The organism is Nostoc sp. 106C (assembly GCF_002154725.1).
In the GTDB taxonomy this organism is placed as follows: domain Bacteria; phylum Cyanobacteriota; class Cyanobacteriia; order Cyanobacteriales; family Nostocaceae; genus Aulosira.
This window is the reverse complement of sequence record NZ_MTAW01000093.1, coordinates 17437-37518: the sequence shown is the minus strand read 5'-3', so window position 1 is coordinate 37518 and position 20082 is coordinate 17437. Positions and strand designations below refer to the sequence as shown.

General features: G+C 42.5%; 19 protein-coding genes and 1 pseudogene. 10 read left to right on the top strand and 10 right to left on the bottom strand.

What is annotated here, in order from left to right; all coding sequences use genetic code 11:
• The first annotated feature begins 52 nt into the window (after window positions 1-52).
• Window positions 53-1363 carry a hypothetical protein gene (locus BV375_RS11390; RefSeq protein ID WP_086760451.1) on the top strand — a complete coding sequence of 437 codons (1311 nt, stop codon included), beginning with the start codon at window positions 53-55 and terminating at the stop codon, window positions 1361-1363.
• A 506-nt stretch (window positions 1364-1869) separates the two neighbouring features.
• Here the strand turns inward: BV375_RS11390 and BV375_RS11385 are convergent.
• Window positions 1870-2622, bottom strand: coding sequence for an N-acetylmuramoyl-L-alanine amidase (locus tag BV375_RS11385; RefSeq protein WP_086760449.1), 753 nt, complete (start codon window positions 2620-2622; stop codon window positions 1870-1872).
• A gap of 192 nt (window positions 2623-2814) precedes the next feature.
• On the opposite strand from BV375_RS11385, the gene BV375_RS11380 reads away from it, so the two are divergent.
• Window positions 2815-3003 carry a hypothetical protein gene (locus tag BV375_RS11380; RefSeq protein WP_086760447.1) on the top strand — a complete coding sequence of 63 codons (189 nt, stop codon included), beginning with the start codon at window positions 2815-2817 and terminating at the stop codon, window positions 3001-3003.
• A 175-nt stretch (window positions 3004-3178) separates the two neighbouring features.
• On the opposite strand, the gene BV375_RS11375 is transcribed toward BV375_RS11380, so the two are convergent.
• Window positions 3179-3427 (bottom strand): HPP family protein, encoded by a 249-nt coding sequence (locus BV375_RS11375; RefSeq protein WP_339376780.1) that lies wholly within the window; start codon window positions 3425-3427, stop codon window positions 3179-3181.
• Between the two features lie 280 nt (window positions 3428-3707).
• On the opposite strand from BV375_RS11375, the gene BV375_RS11370 reads away from it, so the two are divergent.
• Window positions 3708-4265, top strand: coding sequence for an HPP family protein (locus tag BV375_RS11370; RefSeq protein ID WP_086760443.1), 558 nt, complete (start codon window positions 3708-3710; stop codon window positions 4263-4265).
• A 156-nt stretch (window positions 4266-4421) separates the two neighbouring features.
• On the opposite strand, the gene BV375_RS36800 is transcribed toward BV375_RS11370, so the two are convergent.
• The 3 genes and pseudogenes from BV375_RS36800 to BV375_RS38100 form a co-directional block, all read right to left on the bottom strand.
• Entirely contained in the window at window positions 4422-4601 is a 180-nt protein-coding gene (locus BV375_RS36800) for a hypothetical protein (RefSeq protein WP_166507427.1), read from the bottom strand.
• 414 nt (window positions 4602-5015) lie between these two features.
• Entirely contained in the window at window positions 5016-5240 is a 225-nt protein-coding gene (locus BV375_RS38105; RefSeq protein ID WP_243713915.1) for a hypothetical protein, read from the bottom strand.
• Window positions 5241-5255: 15 nt separating this feature from the next.
• Window positions 5256-5393: pseudogene (locus BV375_RS38100) on the bottom strand (aldehyde-activating protein); the annotation flags it as partial.
• Between the two features lie 257 nt (window positions 5394-5650).
• On the opposite strand from BV375_RS38100, the gene BV375_RS11360 reads away from it, so the two are divergent.
• Window positions 5651-6112 (top strand): DUF4383 domain-containing protein, encoded by a 462-nt coding sequence (locus tag BV375_RS11360; RefSeq protein WP_086760437.1) that lies wholly within the window; start codon window positions 5651-5653, stop codon window positions 6110-6112.
• 46 nt (window positions 6113-6158) lie between these two features.
• Here BV375_RS11360 and BV375_RS11355 read toward each other — a convergent pair whose 3' ends face one another.
• Both BV375_RS11355 and BV375_RS11350 read right to left on the bottom strand, forming a co-directional pair.
• A complete protein-coding gene (locus BV375_RS11355; protein ID WP_086760435.1) occupies window positions 6159-6893 on the bottom strand; it encodes an amino acid ABC transporter ATP-binding protein in 735 nt (244 codons plus the stop codon).
• Window positions 6886-8373, bottom strand: coding sequence for an ABC transporter permease subunit (locus BV375_RS11350; RefSeq protein WP_086760432.1), 1488 nt, complete (start codon window positions 8371-8373; stop codon window positions 6886-6888). The genes BV375_RS11355 and BV375_RS11350 overlap by 8 nt, the downstream gene beginning before the upstream one ends.
• Window positions 8374-9050: 677 nt before the next feature.
• Here BV375_RS11350 and BV375_RS11345 point away from each other — a divergent pair.
• The 4 genes from BV375_RS11345 to BV375_RS11330 all read left to right on the top strand — a co-directional run bounded on the left by BV375_RS11345 (window position 9051) and on the right by BV375_RS11330 (window position 14230).
• Window positions 9051-9287: a hypothetical protein gene (locus BV375_RS11345; protein ID WP_086760430.1), complete on the top strand. Its 237-nt coding sequence runs from the start codon at window positions 9051-9053 to the stop codon at window positions 9285-9287.
• A gap of 170 nt (window positions 9288-9457) precedes the next feature.
• Complete coding sequence (locus BV375_RS11340) at window positions 9458-11218, top strand: ATP-binding protein (RefSeq protein ID WP_086760428.1); 1761 nt, start codon at window positions 9458-9460, stop codon at window positions 11216-11218.
• A gap of 386 nt (window positions 11219-11604) precedes the next feature.
• On the top strand, window positions 11605-11835 hold the full coding sequence (locus BV375_RS11335; RefSeq protein WP_086760426.1) for a NifU family protein: 231 nt from the start codon (window positions 11605-11607) through the stop codon (window positions 11833-11835).
• A 160-nt stretch (window positions 11836-11995) separates the two neighbouring features.
• Window positions 11996-14230 (top strand): glycoside hydrolase, encoded by a 2235-nt coding sequence (locus BV375_RS11330; RefSeq protein WP_086760604.1) that lies wholly within the window; start codon window positions 11996-11998, stop codon window positions 14228-14230.
• A 286-nt stretch (window positions 14231-14516) separates the two neighbouring features.
• Here BV375_RS11330 and BV375_RS11325 read toward each other — a convergent pair whose 3' ends face one another.
• Complete coding sequence (locus BV375_RS11325) at window positions 14517-15176, bottom strand: Uma2 family endonuclease (RefSeq protein WP_086760424.1); 660 nt, start codon at window positions 15174-15176, stop codon at window positions 14517-14519.
• Window positions 15177-15531: 355 nt separating this feature from the next.
• Between BV375_RS11325 and BV375_RS11320 the strand changes: the two genes are divergently transcribed.
• Together BV375_RS11320 and ggt are read left to right on the top strand one after the other, a co-directional pair.
• Window positions 15532-16251, top strand: a complete 720-nt coding sequence (locus BV375_RS11320) for a phytochelatin synthase family protein (protein ID WP_086760422.1) — start codon at window positions 15532-15534, stop codon at window positions 16249-16251.
• Window positions 16252-16675: 424 nt separating this feature from the next.
• A complete protein-coding gene (ggt, locus tag BV375_RS11310) occupies window positions 16676-18433 on the top strand; it encodes a gamma-glutamyltransferase (RefSeq protein ID WP_086760418.1) in 1758 nt (585 codons plus the stop codon).
• A gap of 45 nt (window positions 18434-18478) precedes the next feature.
• Here ggt and BV375_RS11305 read toward each other — a convergent pair whose 3' ends face one another.
• Both BV375_RS11305 and BV375_RS11300 read right to left on the bottom strand, forming a co-directional pair.
• On the bottom strand, window positions 18479-18739 hold the full coding sequence (locus BV375_RS11305) for a hypothetical protein (protein ID WP_086760602.1): 261 nt from the start codon (window positions 18737-18739) through the stop codon (window positions 18479-18481).
• Window positions 18740-19481: 742 nt separating this feature from the next.
• Complete coding sequence (locus tag BV375_RS11300; protein ID WP_086760416.1) at window positions 19482-20081, bottom strand: DUF1802 family protein; 600 nt, start codon at window positions 20079-20081, stop codon at window positions 19482-19484.
• Window position 20082: the final 1 nt, after the last annotated feature.

Here is a 20082-nt window from a genome sequence, read left to right as displayed (position 1 = left end):
CCAGGCGTAGGGGCGGTATTTTCCCGTCCTAGCAGCTACCACCCAAAAGCCTATGTTAAAAGAAGCCAGCACTCATGTGATTATTCCAGAACCATCAGAAGACTTGATCGCCAACGAGCCTTGGACGATAGATGTCTATGCTGATGGCTTGATGGATGAACTCTTTGCCGATATCGACAATGTTCTGGATGCTAGTGGGAATTTTGCTTCCCAAACTGTGAATGTAGAGTATGTTCCTCTACAAACAGTTCAAGTACCGCAGATTATCTTGCCAAATGAACTGCACCAAACTATACAAGGAGTTTCCCAAATGAGGGAAAAGCCTTTAAGTAAGTTTGGAGTTGACACGCCTGTGAAAAAAGCAGTTACTCGCAAGCTGAAGAAAAACAGGCGTCCTTTGGGGAGATTAGTAATTGTCGGCACAACCATTGTCGGCGTGGCGATCGCTGGCATTATCTACTTGCTAAACTCTAGGGTGCTAACTTTCCTAACTTTCAAGCCAATCACAGCAGCATATCTTCAGGTACCGCAGACGCAGTTACCTCAAAGAGTTGATGTCCAGGCTGAGTTAGTTGACTATATGCTAGGAGCACTGTCTGTCATAGATCAGCAACAGAACAGAACTAATCAAAGCTACGCCAACCCTGGACTTGCCACTAGTGCAACTCCTAGGTCAACAGCCTTAGCTTTGGCTAGCGATCAAAAAAGTCTGCTCTTACCAACACCTCTGACAGCTAACAATACACTACCAGCCCCTAACGTCGCCAAAAACATTGTTGAGCGCATCTACATACCTGTTTATCAAGCACCTTCTCCAATGCGCTATGCACCACCGCTACTTCCTGGTATTCCCAAACTTATATCACCAGTAAAGACTGCATCGGCTGCATCCCGTCCTAATGCTGTGAAAAATGCCTTAACTTCTGTGCGAAAAGCAGGTAAGCCTGTGAGTGTTAACATGTTTGCTGCTGCTGTACGTACAGATCTCAAACCTGTGAATGTACGGACTGCACCGATTGTCATCGGACAATCATCTAATCTACTGCCGACATTACCAGTTGTACCATTCCGGGCTGCACCGCCACAACTTCCTATGGCTACAGCATCCGTGTATTCCGCATCCCAGCAACAAGCTACATCAACTACTACAAATGCTGCAACTCCTAGCCATATCCTAGAGGGAATACTAGAGTTAGGAAGCAAATCTGCGGCTTTGTTTAAGGTCGATGGTACAACGCACCGCTTTGTTGTTGGTGAAAGCATTGGCTCAAGTGGTTGGACGTTAGTAGATGTCAATAACGGTGAAGCGATCGTTCGTCGTAATGGCGAAGTGCGATCAATTTACACAGGACAGAAGCTGTAAAAAATTTATTTTTACTCGATGTAAGGTCGAGGTTGGAAAAAATCTAGAACTTTACAATTGATTGAAATGCAAATTCACCATAGGTAGGGCTTATGCCTTACCTACTTAATATTCGGGCGTGTACTACCAAACCACTAAGCAGAGATCAAAGCCTGTGGTAAAGAGTGTTGCAATCCTATGATTCGGCTACTTGTATTTACTAGTTATTTTGCTAGAGAATATTTTCGTCTGACCTATTTGACTAATAATACAGTAATTTCCCCTATTTGTTATCGGGGGTATGACACCTCATTACACTATAAATTCGGTAATTAAACATAATCGATACAATTAATAAGCTAGATACTTCTGCGTAAATGCGCGGTGATTGGTATCCTGAACATGGACTGACTGCGATCGCGCTGTGCGTATACTCGCAGGAATAAAAAACGGCAATGCGTTAGGCGTAAAATTCGTGAAAGGGTCAAAACCCACCGCTATATGCACCTAACACACGCTACTTGAATTTATTGAATTTTGGCGTGTCCAGCAAAAACAAAATGTATATCTCGGTTTCCTTTAGTTTTGTCAGGCCACTTCACCCAATAATGGTGTTCTTCAAAACGAGCATCTAACACTGGGTACTTTCCTGGAGCAATCTCAATTAGTGACTCTTTAGGTAGTTCTGAGGATTGATCTGTGGATGGTTTTAAAATAGTTGGTGTCGTAATCTCCAAAAAGTGCTCTTTATCAGATTTGACTGTATCTTCTGCTGATTCACCAATTAATCCATCTTTGATAGCTTCAGCCATTTTTTCAGCATCAAAGATATCCATATCTGTTTGAGAGTCACAAAAGCAACACTCAACTAAAATAGCTGGCATGTGTGTATTTCTCAAGACCGATAAACTTGTATTTTTAACACCTCTATTATTAAATCCAAGTTTCACGATTTCTTTGAGAACTGATTGCGCTATACCTTTGGAAGCGTTACTAATAGCAAAAACTTCTGTACCATTCACTTTATTGTTGAATGCATTAAAATGGATAGAAACAAAAATATTCACGTTATTGGCATTCGCTTTATTAGCTCTTTGAAGTAGAGAATCAGTCACACTATTAGCTGTTTTAGGAGTGCAATCAATAACGGTATGACCAGCTGCTGTTAATTTTTGGATTAGTAGTGTACCGACTTCCTTAGTTAAAATATCTTCTTTCTTAATACCTAATGCTCCTGTGTCAGGTGGGCAATTATGCCCCATATCAATCCCAAATTTCATAATTTATCTCCTGTTTATTAGCCGGAACAGAAATTTATCTGTACGGGCAATTTCATATATTAATCCAAGAGCGATCGCCTCGGCAGTGAGAAAAAGTGAGTAATTACTGTAAAAAAATGTAAAGCTAACCGTAATCTGCTCCTAAAAAGGTGAAATCTCACGAAGTTCACGTAATAGAGAAGCTGATTGACAATGAAGGCACAAGAGGCCCTGAACCTAGTCGATACTCTCTTATGCTCTAATCATTTTGGGCAAAGGCTCAATGACATTCAATCTGCGGTGTTTGTGGAAAGTTGGCTGGGATGCACTTATGCAGAAATCGCAAAACAGTTGAGTTATGAACACGACTATATTAAACAAGTTGGTTCCCTGTTGTGGTGATCGCTTTCTTTGGTAGTTGGGGAAGAAGTCTCTAAAAAAAATATTCAAGCTGTTTTGCGTCGCTATCAACATTTACAAAGCAGTAACAGCTATCTTCAGCACAAATAGTTAGTATTTCCTAATTTTACGAGCAGCAAATTCGATTGCTGCTCAATCAAAGCATTAATCATGTGGCTTACAGCCAGTACTTGGGATAAGTCCTCTCATGTGCCAGATTATTGAAAACCACAGCGCAGAGTACCAGAATTATCGAACCTTCCAGTGCAGGTGTGAATAGAAATTGCCATTGAGCCTTTGTCATCATCACAACTAATGCAACTGCTCCCGAAGGCGGGTGTAAAGATCCAGTAAACTGCATCATCCCAATAGCTGTCGCCACTGCCATGCCCATCGCCCAGGGTTCCGAACCGAAAAGATGCAGAATAGTTAAGTTAGTGAGAATTTGACTGGGGCCAACCGAGGGTAAGCCAATATCACCCCGTCAGCTAATCGTCATTTATTTTACTGAGTAATTAGCTTGCAGTAAGATTTTTAGCCCTGATTTTATGTGAATTAAATTTATCCATTTAACCTGTTTTCCAATAAATTAGAAAAATCTGTATCTTTAGATACTTTTTACAGTTTTCTTGAGAAATGTCATGTTATTGTAACTTTAATAAAGTCTTGCTCAGTCAATTCAGAGAGTCATAATTATCAAGTGGTTCATGATCGACTATAAAAAAATTCGGTTGAAATGGGAAAATTATTGCTTTAAAACCTTTGGCAGATGGCGCTCATGTCCGCTGACCTGTCCAATAGAAAGACCTCATCATCGGCACGTTTTTTGGAGTTGGATTGGTAGTTTCTTGGCGATCACTGCAACTTCTTACCTTGCTGTAAAAACTAATTCTCCTTTGCTGATGGCTCCTTTTGGTGCTACAAGTGTCTTGATATTTGGTGTCCCTGAAAGTCCTTTGGCTCAACCTCGCAATGTCATTGGGGGTAATCTTTTAGCTGCTATCGTGAGTTTGATAATTCTGCATTTTCTCGGTTCTTCTCCCTTGGCAATGGGAATGGCTGTTTCTAGTGCAATTGGAATTATGCAGCTTACCGGAACCCTACACCCACCTTCGGGTGCTGTTGCATTAGTCGTCATGATGACGAAACCGGACTGGCAATTTCTGCTCACACCTGCCTTCGAGGGATCGATGATTTTAGTGCTATGCGCTGTGATCTTCAATAATTTAGCGGCAGAGAGGACATATCCAAAACACTGGTTTTGACTCTCTCTAGCAAAGCAGAGCATCCTTAAGCATCAAACAAAAAATAATTTTCAACACCGGAAAGTTTTATGACAATGGGCAAGAATTCATCCATTTTACCAACGCTAAGGAAATAACAGTAGAGACAGTATGGTGGTGGGGGTGGGGGAACGAGTACTATAATATGCCAGTAGTTGAACTGCAATGCCTACTCATTCCCGTATCAGAAACCGCTTCATCGTCTCCCCAGTTGCTACCGCCTCTCCCAAGGCGCGTATACACTACTCCACCCGACATCGCCAACACAACCATCTGCCGTTGCGCCCACTCAAAGGGAGTGCTGACATTGGTTGTCACTGCATTTTTGCCCTAACACTACTGTTACAGGAATTGATAGAAAGTCTGATTGATAACTTGCTGTTAATAGGGGGCTGAGAATTTGAAAATCATTATGGAACAGCGTGTAGTTTAATCAGTCGAATCAGATATCAAGCTGGAGGCATTCTCGACAATGGCTCTCAACCGTATTTTGTAGAATTACCTAATAGCACCGAGGTCAGATTCTCGCTAGTGCTGGGCAGGATGGCACTATTAAGATTTGGCGTGTATCTTCACAATAAATTTACGGGCGTAACTTAATAATTTTCACCATCAACCTCAAACGACCAAGGATTTGTAGAAGACTGCACCCAACATCGCCTTCACACTGAGCGCAACAGGGCAAGTAGCTCCCGAACGGGGTCGAAGATTGGGGAAGGTTTCAAGTTCCAGTCATCGTAAAGGTCTCGATGCTTGCTTGGCGTATTCTTCTATCAGTGAAGCATAGTCTTCTTCTGTGGGCAGGGTCTCGAAGCTATAAACCGCAGAAGTTATCGCCCATGTCAGCTTTTCCCTTGTCCAAGTTTCGATGAAAAACGTGAACCATGACACATCATCCAGCATCGTCCATGACACATCATCCAGCATCGTCGCACGAAGGTTAACGAACTCGTCCATTCCTTCCGGGCGAGTAAATATCCAACTCATGCAGTGTGGGCAGAAGTAATGGCGAGTCGCGCCATGTAAACCGCCGATGGTCGGCTGACCTTTCAGTATTGAGAACCCAACGCTTGGAATTGCGGCGCTTAAAGAAAAAGCGCTGGCGGTCATTCGCTGGCAACCTGTGCAGTGGCAAGCCATCGTCAGCAGAGGCTTGTCGCAGACATCGCAAAATTTTCAAAATTCTTACTTTAGATAGGGGAATTTCTGCTTGAGTTTGAGCCAGCTTGAGAGTAGGAAAATTGTTGCCATGACTGCTAGGGACTTGAACAACAGTAGCAGTTTTAATTGCAACAAACAAAGTGAGTAGTTTCCGGGATGAGAAATCCCCCTGGTTTCCCAAAATCTCTAATAAAGGGAGTAATACTATGGGAGCACGCTACTTTGCCTTAATTAGCGGCATTGTGTTTCTATTAATTGGCATTTTTGGCTTTATACCAGGTATGGTAGCAACGCCTGGTGTTGCTGGACCTGCAATTGTGTTTAAGGCAGGATATGGTTACCTGTTGAAAACATTTGCCATTAATGTTCTCCATAACATTGTGCATATAGCTGTTGGTATTGCGGGATTAGTTTCCTACCGCACCTATATTAGAGCGCGCAATTACGGACGGGGTTTGGCAATCTTTTATGGAGTGCTGGCAGTTATGGGATTGTTGCCAGTTCTTAATACCGTATTTGGCCTAATTCCGATCTTTGGTCACGATGTTTGGCTACATGCAATCACAGCATTGATTGCTGCCTATTTTGGATTCAAAACACCCAGTCCAGCAGAACTACGAGAGCATGAACGCGAGATGGTGACAGGTCGCTATCGCGATCGCTTTTAATTATGAAAGATTCCCGACCTCATAAACAAGTCGGGAATCTAGTTAGCTAAAGCATTTTTTCTAAGAATTGCTTAGCGCGATCGCACTGAGGACTTTGGAAAAACTGGCTGGGAGTGGTATCTTCTGCCAACATCCCTCGATCGAGAAACATAATTCGACTAGCTACTTCTTTGGCAAATCCCATTTCATGGGTAACAATTGCCATTGTGATTCCTGTGTGAGCTAAAGCTTGCATGACTTCCAGCACATCTTTGACCATTTCTGGATCTAAAGCGGAGGTGGGTTCATCAAATAAAATCATTTCAGGTTCCATTGCCAAAGCGCGAGCGATCGCTACTCTTTGTTTTTGTCCTCCTGATAGTTTAGATGGATAGACATCTGCTTTTTCCTCTAAGCCTACCTTTGTCAGTAACTCCAGCCCTTTACTTTCAGCTAACTGTCGATCTACTCCTTTCACCTTAATCGGAGCATAGGTGACATTTTGTATGACTGTCATGTGGGGAAATAAATTAAAGTGTTGAAACACCATTACCAACTGTTGCCGAACCTGAGCGATATTTACTTTGGGATTAGTGATTTCTTGCTTGTGAAAATAGATTCTGCCTCTAGTGGGACGTTCTAACAAATTCAAGCATCTTAGAAAGGTAGACTTCCCCGAACCAGAAGGGCCAAGAATCGCCACAACTTCACCTTGGTGAATATCTGTAGAAATATCTTTGAGTACGTTGAGTTTACCAAAAGATTTACACAAGAATTCTGTACGAATTACAACTTCACTCACTTTGTCTCAACCTCCTTTCTAAAACAGATGCAGCAAAGGTCAGACCCATCACTAAAACATAGTAGATTAACCCTGCAAACAGCAGTGGTTCAAAGTAAATATATTTATTCGCACCGACAATTTGGGCACTGCGTAATATTTCCACTACACCAATTGTTGATACTAAAGCTGAGTCTTTCAATAATCCAATAGTTTCATTTACCAATGCTGGGAGAATATTCTTCAATGCTTGGGGCAAAATAATATCCCACATCATCAATCGGTAAGGAACACCCATAGACATCGCCGCCTCAGTTTGTCCTTTATCTACGGCTTGAATTCCACCCCGGATGGTTTCCGACATATAAGCGCCAGAGTTGAGGGTAAATGTTAGCACCCCTGCCTGTAAAGCCGAGATATCATAGCCTGTCAGCTGGGGCGTCGCATAGTAAACCAACGCTAACTGTAACAGTAGAGGTGTGCCACGAAATATAGATGTGTAAGCATTAGCCAGCCAAGTAAGGGGCTTAATTCCGGTAATTTTGCACAAAGAGAGAACTGTACCCCAAATTAACCCCAGAAATACGGAAAAGAGTGTAAACAATAACGTTAGAGGAATGCCTTTGAGGATAAAGGGAATGTCTGGGAGAATTCGGGTAAAGTCTAGATTTAGCCCGCCTTTGGCAGGTGAGGATAAAGTAGGGGCTGAGGTATTTTGCGTAAACCATTTGGTAACTAATTTTTCAAGTTCGCCTTTATCCTTCATTTGTTGCAAACCTTGATTAAAAGGTTCTACAAAAGCGGAACCCTTAGGAAAAGCGATCGCCGATCCACTCGCCTCTTCTGAAGGAATCACGTTAAACTCTAATTGTGGGTTAGCTTGAGCGAATCCTCTGGCAACAGTATCCTCAACAATTGCCGCATCAATTCGTCCTGATTTAAGTTCTTGAATGATTTCCGGTACTTTATTAAGTTGCTTGAGTTGAATACCTGTAACTTTTTGGGCAATTTTTTTAGCATTTTGCTCTTGGATAGTTCCCAGTTGAATGCCAACTTTTTTCCCGGCTAAATCTTGAGGCTGTTTGAGGTTGCTATTTTTAGGAGCGACAATAGTATCTTTTGCTTCGTAATAAATAATAGAAAAATCCACATTTTTCTGACGTTCTGGTGTCGGAGTCATCCCAGCCATCACAAAATCAGCCCGATTTGCTTGGAGTGCAGGAATTAATCCATTAAAATCAGATTCCATGACTTGGAGTTTAAACCCCAATTTTTGAGCTAGGTTCTTGGCAATATCTATATCGAAGCCAACGATTTGCCTCTCACCACCCTGAGTATCATAAAACTCATAAGGTGGGTAATCTGGTGAAGTTATCATCGTCAGCGTGTCCTTGCCTAAAGATGAGGCAGCTTTAAGAGAATGGCTATGACCTGCGATGATGCTGATTACTAGCATGACTGCAAACAACATCGTTAATCGCCTGACTTTTCTTTTCTGCATCAGAATGGCTCCGATAAACCCCCGTCAGCAAACAACTTAACTTCTGTTGAGGTGCTTTTTTCAACTTTAAACGTTAATTGTTGGGTTTCGTTTCTGGCTCTGTTGGCATAAAATTGCCAAGACTGACGCAAAATTTCTCAAATTGTTATTTCTACCCTAAGAGAAGTCTGCTCCAAGCGTATATCTGTCCTTTACCCCTTAAAGTGACGCTCCTACTCTTGCCGCGCTGGACTTACCTCTTGTCCTCTGTCTTGAAATCTACTTCGACAAATATCGATGTACATATCCTAATACCCAATGCATGGTTGTGAAATTGTTTCATTGGGACTGCCTGATTTCCCATCTAGCAAAAAGAATCTGTAAAAGTCTATTTTTAGTTAGGGGTATTGATCAACCAGAAGCGTACAATAAATATGTATAAGTACATAGTGTAGAGATCATGGGTAATTTAACCCGTAATTGCCCGTAAGAATTGATTTACTGACAAACTTCTAGAAAGCTACTGTATGGTAACTTCTATGAAAATTGCCACTTGCAAGCAGAAGCTGTTACTTTGGTAAAATTTCGGGGAACTATGTAACTATAAATTTTTACATTTGTCAGTAAACTAATCCGAAATTCATAATAGTGCTGCTTTACAAAGCTTTTGACACAACAATTTCTGAGTATATAAACCTATGAATATGAAAGAAAAAGCTACCGATGCGGAAAACAGACAAGCCGATAAGGTAGAAATTGCCGTCCATCTGGACTCTGAGTTACTAGAGCAAATTCAGCATCTAACTAACGACCCAAGTAAAGTCATTGAAGTGGCGATTCGGCAATGGTTGCGGGGTGAAGTCCCCAGAGATGATGAACTGACACGTACTCCTGTACGCGCTCCTATTCCACCTCGGGGAGAATGGAATGATTGAATATAAATAAAGTGTAAATATAAAATCAAAAAAATGTAAAATTTGCAACTTTGGCTTGCAGAATCACCAAAACTTCAAATAAAAACTCCAAAGCTGTAATAATTTATGCCAAACTTTAAGCAGCTTTAGTAATAATGTTGTCGGCTGCTATTTGTCTATCCAACTCGATAATGACTATTACTGCCAATTCTCAATTGCCGAACTTATTCTCCCAGAATCGAAACTCTATTAATAATCCGACTGATTACCTGCTACCAACTCTAGGAGCTGAGTTGGTATATACACAAGATGGGTCAGGGCGTTACCTGACTTTTTGTTGGCAGCACAGTGAGCTTCTGGGGTTAAATCCTGACCAGATAATTGATGAGTTCAATGATGAGGCAACCTTCGACCCAGTTGATAAGGTTGCTTATTTGGAGCGGCTGCACCGGATTTTGACAAGTTTGGTGCCGGAAAAATTGCAGTGCTGGTTTAGTTGCGGCCAGGAGTTGTTTGAGTTGGAATTGGTGATCACTCCGATTATGCCGCAATTGGGTAAAGCGGCAACCACTGTTTTGGTAATGGGACGCTTACTACAAGCTAAAGTCAACAGAGGCAAAATAGATGTAATCACAAAAACACCTACACAGATAGAGTTGGCTTTACGCTCACAGCAACACCAAAAGCTGGTGAATCGAATTACCAAAAATATTCGCCGCAACCTTGATCTAGACATTATTTGGCAGCAAACAGTTGATAGTTTGGGGAAAGTGCTGCGGTTAGAACGCTGTATTATTTGTCCCTACCAGCCTTCTAGCCCGAAAGTGCGGGTAATAGCAGAGTATCACCAGCCAGAGTGCAAATCTCTACTAGGTGTAGACATAGATTTAGCTACTGAGCCTGCCTTTGCTCAAGCCTTGGCTACTTTAGAACCGATAGTCATGGAAGTACCAGGGTATAGTCTTTGTCCACACCAGAAAATTTTAGTAGTGGCTACATCTTATCAAGACCAAGCAAATGGATTGGTGGCATTGAATTTGCGGGATGAATGCTACCCTTTGACAGATGCAGAAATCGAACTAGCTAAAGAAGTGGCAGATCAGCTGGGAACAGCGATCGCTCATGCTACTTTATACAAAGAATTAGAAGCAGCCCGTCAAAAAGCTGAAGATGCCTCTCGCCTTAAAAGCGAGTTTCTGGCGAATGTTTCCCATGAAATTCGTACTCCTCTTAACGGCATGATTGGATTTTTGAAGCTGATTCTGGAGGGGATGGCAGACGATCCAGAAGAACAACATCAATTTCTCAAAGAGGCTCACCACTTATCGATTCACTTGCTGAACATCATCAACGATATCTTGGACATTGCCAAAATCGAAGCTGGCAAAATGGATCTAGATTGTGCTCCAGTTCAATTAGCTGAGTTATTCGGTGATGTAGACAATTTTATGCGTCCTCAAGCCGAGATGAGAAACCTGAGCTTCCGGATGCAAATGCCTATTACCTCAGATGAAATTATTGTTCAAGGCAATTACCAACGGCTGCTACAAGTAATGCTCAATTTAGTAGGTAATGCCATTAAATTTACTCAAGAAGGCGGTATAACTATTAGCGCCGATCTCGCCATCAAAAAAGCAAAGCTCCAAGGGCAGGAATACCCTGGAATGGTGAGAGTACGTGTAGCAGATACTGGTATTGGTGTTTCGTTAGACAAACAAGACAAACTATTTCAATTATTTTCTCAAGTTGATGGCTCTCGCACCCGCCAGTATGGTGGTACAGGTTTGGGATTGGCAATATCCCAGAAGCTAGTAGAGGCAATGGGTGGTGAGGTGCATTTTTACAGTCTAGGTGAAGGGCTTGGCTCCACAGTGACATTCACAGTGCCTCTGTATCAACAGCCAGTACTCGTTTCCTCCAATGATAACGATCTACAAAATAGCATCTGTTAGTCAAGTGTCTAATGTTATATTTCTAAAATAGATTTAAGAATTGCTCGGCTAATACAGCCGAAAACTGCAAAACAGTGCTAGTTACAATGCGAGTCGCTACGATGCGGTATTCCGCAACTCGAATATCAATAAAGCTAGTACAGTATAGCGGCACAATATAGAGATATCATCCAATACAGCTTCTAGATTTAGAGATTTTTGGTATAGCCTAAAGTCATCACAAACAGATAACTGGCTACCAATAACTAACAACTAGCTGCAATTAGATCTAGGATCGTTTTAACAAAGCAAGAAAATAAAATTTTGGGAAATAGCTTGATAGTTGTGCTTTAGCTCCACTGTAGACTAATTCCCCATACCCTCGGTTAACTTACAGGTCTAAAACTATGGAACTGACAATTGACAACGTAGAAACTGTATTAGATGAAATGCGCCCTTACCTAATGTCTGATGGCGGCAATGTGGAATTAGTAGAACTGGATGGGCCTGTGGTCAAATTGCGGTTGCAAGGAGCTTGCGGTTCTTGTCCTAGCTCTACCATGACCTTAAGAATGGGTATTGAGCGCCGCTTGCGGGAAATGATTCCCGAAATTGCCGAAGTCGAACAAGTTATCTAGGGACTGGAAGGGGCTAGGGATTAAGGGCTAGGGGAGACAAGGTAGAAATAAGGCAGACAAGGGCAGGGATGCCCTATGCTCCATGCCCAATCAATCCCCAATGCCCTATGCCCCCATGCCCAATCCCCAATCCTCATTGCCCAATACCCCATCATTCCCTATGACCCAACCTCTTTACGTCGCCTTTATCTGGCATCAACATCAGCCGCTGTACAAATCTCCTGGCAGCGGCGTTTCGTTATCTTCCAGCCAACAGTACCGCTTACCTTGGGTTAGGTTGCATGGCACTAAAGATTATCTGGATTTGGTCTTACTCCTAGAACGGTATCCGAAGTTACACCAAACAGTGAATTTGGTTCCATCTCTGATATTGCAACTGGAAGATTACATTGCGGGTACAGCTTTCGATCCCTATCTAACTGCCAGTTTGACGCCTGTTGAACAACTGACTCAGCAACAGCGGGAATTTATTGTCCAACACTTTTTTGATGCCAATCACCACACCCTGATTGACCCCCATCCTCGCTATGGCCAGTTGTATCATCAAAGGCAGGAGCAAGGACAAGCTTGGTGTTTGGAGAATTGGCAACTGCAAGATTATAGCGATTTGTTAGCTTGGCATAATTTGGCGTGGATCGATCCGCTGTTTTGGGATGACCCAGAAATTGCCAGTTGGTTAAAGCAGGGTCGAAATTTTACTTTAAGCGATCGCCAGCGCATTTATTCTAAACAAAGAGAAATCCTTGGCCGCATTATCCCCCAACACCGGAAAATGCAAACAGCAGGGCAGCTAGAAGTCACAACCACACCCTACACTCACCCGATTTTGCCTTTACTAGCTGATACTAATTCCGGTCGGGTCGCTGTACCGCAGATGAATTTGCCGGAACGACGTTTTCAGTGGGCAGAAGACATTCCCCGCCACTTAGAAAAAGCTTGGGAGTTGTATACAGACCGCTTTGGCCAAGAACCGCGTGGTTTATGGCCTTCAGAGCAGTCAGTTAGCCCGGAAATATTACCGTATATTATTAAACAAGGTTTTAAGTGGATTTGCTCAGATGAAGCTGTCTTGGGATGGACGCTAAAACACTTTTTCCATCGCGATGGGGCAGGGAATGTGGAGGAACCAGAACTACTATATCGACCTTATCGCCTAGAAACCCCAGCCGGTGAATTGGCGATTGTCTTCCGCGATCACAGATTATCAGATTTGATTGGCTTTACTTACGGGGCAATGCCAGCAAAGCAGGCAGCAGCAGACTTAGTAGGACACCTGCAAGCGATCGCGAAAAGGCAAAGAGACAAGCACAGCGAACAACCTTGGTTAGTTACTATTGCCTTGGATGGCGAAAATTGCTGGGAATTTTATCCTCAAGATGGCAAACCTTTCTTAGAAGCCTTATATCAAAGCCTCAGCAACGAACCCCACCTCAAACTCGTCACTGTCTCCGAATTCCTCGAACAATTTCCCGCCACAGCAACTATCCCCGGAGAACAACTGCATAGCGGTTCTTGGGTAGATGGTAGCTTTACTACTTGGATTGGCGATCCTGCCAAAAACCGTGCTTGGGACTACCTCACACAAGCCAGGGAAACCCTGGCCAGTCACCCGGAAGCTACAGAAGAAAATAACCCAGAAGCATGGGAAGCTTTGTACGCCGCAGAAGGTTCTGACTGGTTTTGGTGGTTTGGTGAAGGACATTCCTCAAATCAGGATGCGATTTTTGACCAATTGTTTCGGGAACATCTCTATGGCATTTACAAAGCGTTAAATGAACCTGTACCGCCCTATCTCAGACAACCAGTAGAAGCCCATACAGCACGGGCAGACCATACTCCACAAGGATTTATTCACCCTGTTATCGATGGTAGGGGTGATGAACAAGATTGGGACAAAGCTGGACGCATCGAAATCGGCGGTGCACGGGGAACAATGCACAACAGCAGCCCTATCCAACGGCTTTGGTATGGGGTAGATCACTTGAATTTTTATTTGCGAATGGACTTAAAAAGCGGCGTTGTTCCAGGTCGAGATTTTCCCACAGAGTTGAATTTGCTATGGTTCTATCCCGATAAAACCATGCACAATAGTCCAATTCCCTTGGCGGATGTGCCAGATACCGCACCAGTTAATTACCTGTTTCACCACCATCTGGAGATTAATTTTGTCACGCAATCGGTTCAATTTCGGGAAGCAGGAGAGAACTATCAATGGCATCCCCGGTTTAGCCGCGCTCAAGTAGCTTTTAACACTTGTTTAGAACTTGCAGTACCGTGGGCAGATTTACAAGTTCCACCAGATTACCCCCTACGCCTGATTTTTGTATTGTCAGATGAAGGGCAGTTCTCTAGCTATTTGCCAGAAAATGCTTTAATTCCAATTGAGGTTCCTTAATTGGGGTCAAGTAAGAATAACTCTTCTGAGCGAAAATGACACGGAGACGCGGAGCATAATACCGAAGAAGACAACTTCCACTTTTTTCTGCCAGGGTTTGAGTTAGTTGTCTTTTAATTACAGGAAAAAGAATCCCTGCAATACTTATTCTCCGCTTCACCTTGTTACTGTATCCCCATCCAAAGACACCAAGGAAAAAATGGTAAAGTTATGCGATCGCCTGAGTTCACAATTAGTTACTCAATCAAAAAAAAGTAAGAAACTGATTGTGCGATCGTAGCTACACTTAAGCATTAGCCGTTTGAAAAATCTGTTGAGCAGTCAGGTTTAGTTGGGGGAAAGTAGGTGATACGATGCGGTCATCGCCTCTAAATTGGGTAACTTGGTATTCGCCATCGATTAATTGATAAACAGATATAGTAGGCTGTTTGGGGTTGCCAGTGAACTTTTTAGCGCCTAGACCAAGATAATCTACAACCCAGTATTCAGGAATGCCAATACCCTCATACTTACCCTGTTTTGTGTAGTAATCATCATCCCAGTTGGTAAGGCAGCGCGTTGGACGGGTTTCCCGGCTTGAAGCGACTGCCGTACTAACTACCTCAACTACTAAGGGAATTGATGCTGCTTGGCTAACAGTTGATGCTTTTTTCCACAGAGGCTCGTTTACTAAATTAGCGCGATTGAGTAATAGCACATCTGGGGAGTAGCCAGATTCTGAGGTGGAAGGTTTTACCAGTGCAGTTTTGGGGATTATATCAGGTAGATTTAATCGGTCAAATTCTATAGTTAGTTTTCTTGCTATAAAACCTACAACGTCTTCATGGTCTCCCGCTGGTTGTGCCATTTCAACAATTACGCCATCATGTAGTTCGTACCTTCCGCCTTCGGGTCGCCAAGCTGCAAAATCTTCAAAGGTTACTAGTTTGCGTATGGCGTGAAACATAAATTATTGCCTTCTATGGCGCTTTAATATTGATTCTTAGGTAGAGAGCGTATCTCAAACATATCCCCGACATTGACACCAAAGTATGAACACAATTTTATGGCTAATTGGCATTTAATACGGTTAAAGCTATTTTTTCCAGTGTAAACTATTTTTTAGATCTATAGCGTTCCTATTTGATTCGTAAACTTACTTGTATGGGTTGGCAATAGGCAATAGCCAAGAAGGATCTTCGAGAGCTACGCAATTTATTCAACAATTAAATTAGATTCCTAGATTTCTGTAAGTCATACTCTAATACGGATTTTTAGTAAATAAAATCTAACGGTTCTATAAAGCTTAAGAAGGTTAAAATATGATTCCAAAATCATTTATCAGATTTCTCTTGTTAGGTGTTTGTTTGAGTAGCGGGACTGTATTAGCTCAGACACTTTCTCTTACACCTAATTTAATTAACTTTAACTCTCAAGAAGGTGAAAAATTATTAATTCAAAGTCAATCAAGAGAAGATTTTTTCCCACTCAGCAGCCAGTTTATCACCCAAAATAATCAAGCATATTGTGGAGTTGCGAGTATGGTGATGGTGCTGAACAGTTTGGGAATTCCTGCACCAGAAGCGCCACAATACAAACCATATCGAGTCTTTACTCAAGAAAACTTTTTTAGCAATGAAAAAGCTCAAGCAGTAATAACGGCTGAGGATGTTTCTCGTCAAGGTATGACTTTAGATCAGTTAGGCGGATTATTAGGAAGTTATGGTGTGAAAATTGCTGTTTACCATGCTGCTGATATTAGTTTAGAGAACTTTCGGAAACTAGCAGCAGAAAATTTACAACAACCTGGTAATTTTCTTATAGTTAATTATTTACGTAAGGCAATTGGTCAGGAAAAAGGCGGTCATATTTCTCCTTTAGCTGCATATAATAAACAAACAGATAGATTCCTAATCTTGGATGTATCTCGCTACAAATATCCGCCTGTTTGGGTGAAGGCAGAAGAGTTGTGGAAGGCAATGGCAACGCTTGATCAGACTTCAGGGAAAACACGAGGATTTGTAGTGGTGAGTAAGAATTGATAGCTTGATCAAAGTTGAATTACTCTAGTTTGAGAAACATCTTTAAAAGGAAACAGGTAACCGGGAAGCAGCAAAAATTATGCCAAGTTTCTAGTTTTGGTTCCATAATATATTTCGTTTGATAATTGATTGAACTAGATTTATATTTGGCTCAGTTAAACCTGAATATAGCGCAATACGGTTCAGTTAATGTGATAAGAGTTCTCATCTGTCGGACAAAAACTAAGATTTGGGGGAGAATCCCCCAAACCCCCGATTGGGGGACGGTTGCGTCCCCCAAACCCCCTCCAAAATAATTGTTCGGTTTTTTGTTTAGGAATTATTTGTGAGCTTTGTTGTAAATGAATTTTCTTAACTGAACTGTATTGGGATATAGCAGGTATTTCCATGTACGCTGAAAAATATTCTTTTAAATTGCCTGAAAATGCGTGTTTTTGCTAAATACGAACGAGTTGCGATCGCTGTCTTTTCTCTGAGCGTTCTCTTTCACAGCCAAGTTGTATCAGCTGCCTTTACTATACCTCTACGCAGCAAAAAAGGGATGGTGGTTTCAGCACATCCCTTGGCAAGTGAGGCAGGTATTTCTATGTTACGCAAGGGTGGCAATGCAGTTGATGCAGCAGTCGCCACAACCTTTGCGATTTCTGTGGTAGAGCCTTTTTCAGCAGGAATTGGTGGCGGTGGATTTTTGCTGATGCATTCTGAGAAAACTGGCGAGATGAAAGCGCTGGATTTCCGGGAACGCGCACCGCTAAATGCTACAAAAAATATGTACTTAGATGCACAAGGTAAGGTGCGTCCAAATGCAAGTGTGAATGGTTATTTAGCGGTAGCGACACCAGGGACGGTGGCGGGAATGTATGAAGTGCATCGTCGTTATGGTAAGCTGCCTTGGCGAGAAGTGGTACAACCTGCGATCGCTCTCGCTAAAAATGGCTTTACCCTCAGTCGTTTAGTAACCTACCGCTCTTTGCCAGCCTTTGAGAATCGCAAACAAGTAATTCTCAGTAATCCAGCGGCGCGGGAAATATTCACTCGCAATGGCGAATATTACCAACCAGGAGAAAAATTAGTACAGCGTGACTTAGCTAAAACTTTAGAAGCAATTGCCCAGAATCCTCAAAGTTTTTATACAGGCAATATTGCCCAAGCGATCGCCGCAGATATGGCAAAAAACGGTGGTTTAATTACTCTGGCAGACTTAAAAGCATACAAACCAATCTGGCGGACTCCTATTTGTAGCAATTTTCGTCAAGCTAAAATCTGTTCTATGCCACCACCTTCATCGGGAGGGGTTCACCTATTGCAGATTTTAAACATTATTGGGGACACCGATTTAAAATCCTGGGGATGGCATCATCCTAATGGTTTACATTTAATGGCAGAGGCGATGAAGATTGCTTACGCCGATCGCTCACAATATTTAGGCGATCCCGATTTTGTCAAAGTTCCTGTACAGCAACTCATCAGCACAGCCTACGCTAAAAAACGCCGTCAACAAATCAACATGAAAGTAGCTCAACCCTCAACTGAGGTGAAGCCTGGGCTTGAAACAATTCCAAATCCAAAATCCAAAATCCAAAATCCAAAATTCTACGAGTCTCCCGAAACCAGCCATCTGACAGTTGTGGATGAGCAGCACAATGCCATAAGTCTGACTTTTACAATTAACCTTGGCTTTGGCGCTGGTGTAGTAACACCAGGAATCGGTATTGTGCTGAACAACGAGATGGATGATTTTGCAGCTGCGCCGGGAGTCCCCAACGCTTTTGGTTTGGTTGGTAACGAAGCAAATGCGATCGCACCTCGCAAAACACCTCTATCTAGCATGACGCCCACAATTGTCACCGAAAATAATCGGTTACGCATGGCAGTGGGTTCGCCTGGTGGTAGTACGATCATCACCCAAGTCTTGCAAGTCATCCTCAACGTGTTGGAATATGGCATGGATGCTGGTGCAGCAGTGTCTGCTTCACGCATACATCACCAGTGGCTTCCCGATGAGTTGCGCGTAGAACCTTGGGGTTTAGATGCTATTACTTTACAGAATTTGCGCGATCGCGGGCACAACATTAAAGAAGCAACTCCTTGGGGCAATGCTAATGCGATCGTCGTAACGGCAGATAACACTTTAGAGGGAGCAGCCGATCCTCGGGGGGAAGGTTCGCCAATAGGTTTCTGAAGCGTTAATAAATTAAGTCCACAGTCTACTCGAATAACTGTGGACTTATTGATTTTGGACTATTGACTCTGAGTAGTTGCTGGCAAACTCGTTTGCGCGTGCGCTATGTACCAATGTCCAGCCAGCTTTGAGCAATTTTTGATAAGTTGCCCAACCTTTAGAGCCACCTGGTATTTGATAATCTGGGACTGCGTATTGCCTACAAGCTGTGTAGGGACGCCAAGGTTGATTGGGCGCGGTCTGCAAATGCAAAATTTTCTCCCCATCACCAGTAGAACTAGATAACCAGCACATTTGTCGCTGCATGGTAAACTCCTTTGCGTTAAGCATATATTGCATATTGGCAGACTTTTGTCAATACCTGCATCACTCTTGTGGGATAATTTTGTTGTTTAATAGATATAACTGTCACATCCAATACTGCCTTGCAGCAGATAATCACCCACAAGCCTATAATCTAACGGGCCCTTCCATAAGATACAAAAACAGCATCAACCAACTTCTATACCGCTCCCATTATTTACGGTGAAGTTTTTTTAATATTACTTGCGGTTTTTGTCAGTGTATGTATCAAGAGTTACTGTTTTAGGCTAGACCTCAGGTGTAAATGATTTGTTTTTCTGGTTACATTAGTTTGTATTACTTATAAGTAGGTCGGCGTGAATATTTATCGTTGGGATGAGGCAGGAGGCAGAAGGTGAGCCAGCGCGGTCTTGGGGGTTTCCCCATGAGCGACTGGCGAACCCGAAGGGCAGGAGGGAAGAGGGTTTAAGCCTATTTGATTTTTCAAAACATAGTTTTGTTTTTCCACACCGTTCTACTTACTAGCTATTGTTACAAGTCCAGGACTTACGCAAGGACTACGATTTTACGTCATTACAAGCGTTCGCTGAAAGCGTTCCCGCAGGGTAGCGAAGTAATCGCAAAGGCTTAGTTTTTCGTCACGAGTGCGTAAGTCCTAAAGTCCTCAAAATCTGGCTACAGATTCATCTGTGCACGTTGCCATATCGTTATCTATAGCTAGAATTCAAGGGAATCGATATGAGTATTAGAACAACGGGACATACAACTTGTCGCCAACAATAGCGCGAATCTCCGCTACTAATTGCTGATAGCTAGACTCTGACAATACTGGTTCTGCTCCTTGAATGTTAATAGGTTGATCTAAATCAATCCAAGACTTGCAGCTACCATATTCAGGACGATAAGGTATTTCTTGCACTTCGGGTAGTTTATAAGTCCGCAACAGGAGAATATACAAGGGCTGGCGAGATTTCCATTTTAAGCGATCGCTAATAAAATGCTCATTCCAAATATGGAAAGGAAGCAAGCTGTTAACTATTGACTCATCATTCACTGGCAAAATATCGGTAATTTCAGCCCAACTACCGATGCGAACCATTTCCGGATGCCATCCTGATGTCACTGGACATACAAGATTGGCATACTCAGGTTTAAGCAAAAAAGTTTGTTGATGCTCAAATGTAGGGTAGAGCAAAACCTGGTTATGAGCAACTTGAAAACGTCCATTTTTTTCATGGATACCGCCTTTGCGGAGCAACATAATAGTATTGCCATTTTCTAAAGCATTGATCGCAACTGCCCATTCTTTAAGTGCATGGAAATTTGTGGTTAAATTCATCGACATC

What these genes read in the sequence shown, in the direction of transcription:
- BV375_RS11390 (WP_086760451.1), top strand. Translation starts at nt 53, where the DNA reads ATGTTAAAAGAAGCCAGCACTCATGTGATTATTCCAGAACCATCAGAA.
- BV375_RS11385 (WP_086760449.1), bottom strand. Translation starts at nt 2,622, where the DNA reads ATGAAATTTGGGATTGATATGGGGCATAATTGCCCACCTGACACAGGA.
- BV375_RS11380 (WP_086760447.1), top strand. Translation starts at nt 2,815, where the DNA reads ATGAAGGCACAAGAGGCCCTGAACCTAGTCGATACTCTCTTATGCTCT.
- BV375_RS11370 (WP_086760443.1), top strand. Translation starts at nt 3,708, where the DNA reads ATGATCGACTATAAAAAAATTCGGTTGAAATGGGAAAATTATTGCTTT.
- BV375_RS38105 (WP_243713915.1), bottom strand. Translation starts at nt 5,240, where the DNA reads ATGGACGAGTTCGTTAACCTTCGTGCGACGATGCTGGATGATGTGTCA.
- BV375_RS11360 (WP_086760437.1), top strand. Translation starts at nt 5,651, where the DNA reads ATGGGAGCACGCTACTTTGCCTTAATTAGCGGCATTGTGTTTCTATTA.
- BV375_RS11350 (WP_086760432.1), bottom strand. Translation starts at nt 8,373, where the DNA reads ATGCAGAAAAGAAAAGTCAGGCGATTAACGATGTTGTTTGCAGTCATG.
- BV375_RS11345 (WP_086760430.1), top strand. Translation starts at nt 9,051, where the DNA reads ATGAATATGAAAGAAAAAGCTACCGATGCGGAAAACAGACAAGCCGAT.
- BV375_RS11340 (WP_086760428.1), top strand. Translation starts at nt 9,458, where the DNA reads ATGACTATTACTGCCAATTCTCAATTGCCGAACTTATTCTCCCAGAAT.
- BV375_RS11335 (WP_086760426.1), top strand. Translation starts at nt 11,605, where the DNA reads ATGGAACTGACAATTGACAACGTAGAAACTGTATTAGATGAAATGCGC.
- BV375_RS11330 (WP_086760604.1), top strand. Translation starts at nt 11,996, where the DNA reads ATGACCCAACCTCTTTACGTCGCCTTTATCTGGCATCAACATCAGCCG.
- BV375_RS11325 (WP_086760424.1), bottom strand. Translation starts at nt 15,176, where the DNA reads ATGTTTCACGCCATACGCAAACTAGTAACCTTTGAAGATTTTGCAGCT.
- BV375_RS11320 (WP_086760422.1), top strand. Translation starts at nt 15,532, where the DNA reads ATGATTCCAAAATCATTTATCAGATTTCTCTTGTTAGGTGTTTGTTTG.
- ggt (WP_086760418.1), top strand. Translation starts at nt 16,676, where the DNA reads ATGCGTGTTTTTGCTAAATACGAACGAGTTGCGATCGCTGTCTTTTCT.
- BV375_RS11305 (WP_086760602.1), bottom strand. Translation starts at nt 18,739, where the DNA reads ATGCAGCGACAAATGTGCTGGTTATCTAGTTCTACTGGTGATGGGGAG.
- BV375_RS11300 (WP_086760416.1), bottom strand. Translation starts at nt 20,081, where the DNA reads ATGTCGATGAATTTAACCACAAATTTCCATGCACTTAAAGAATGGGCA.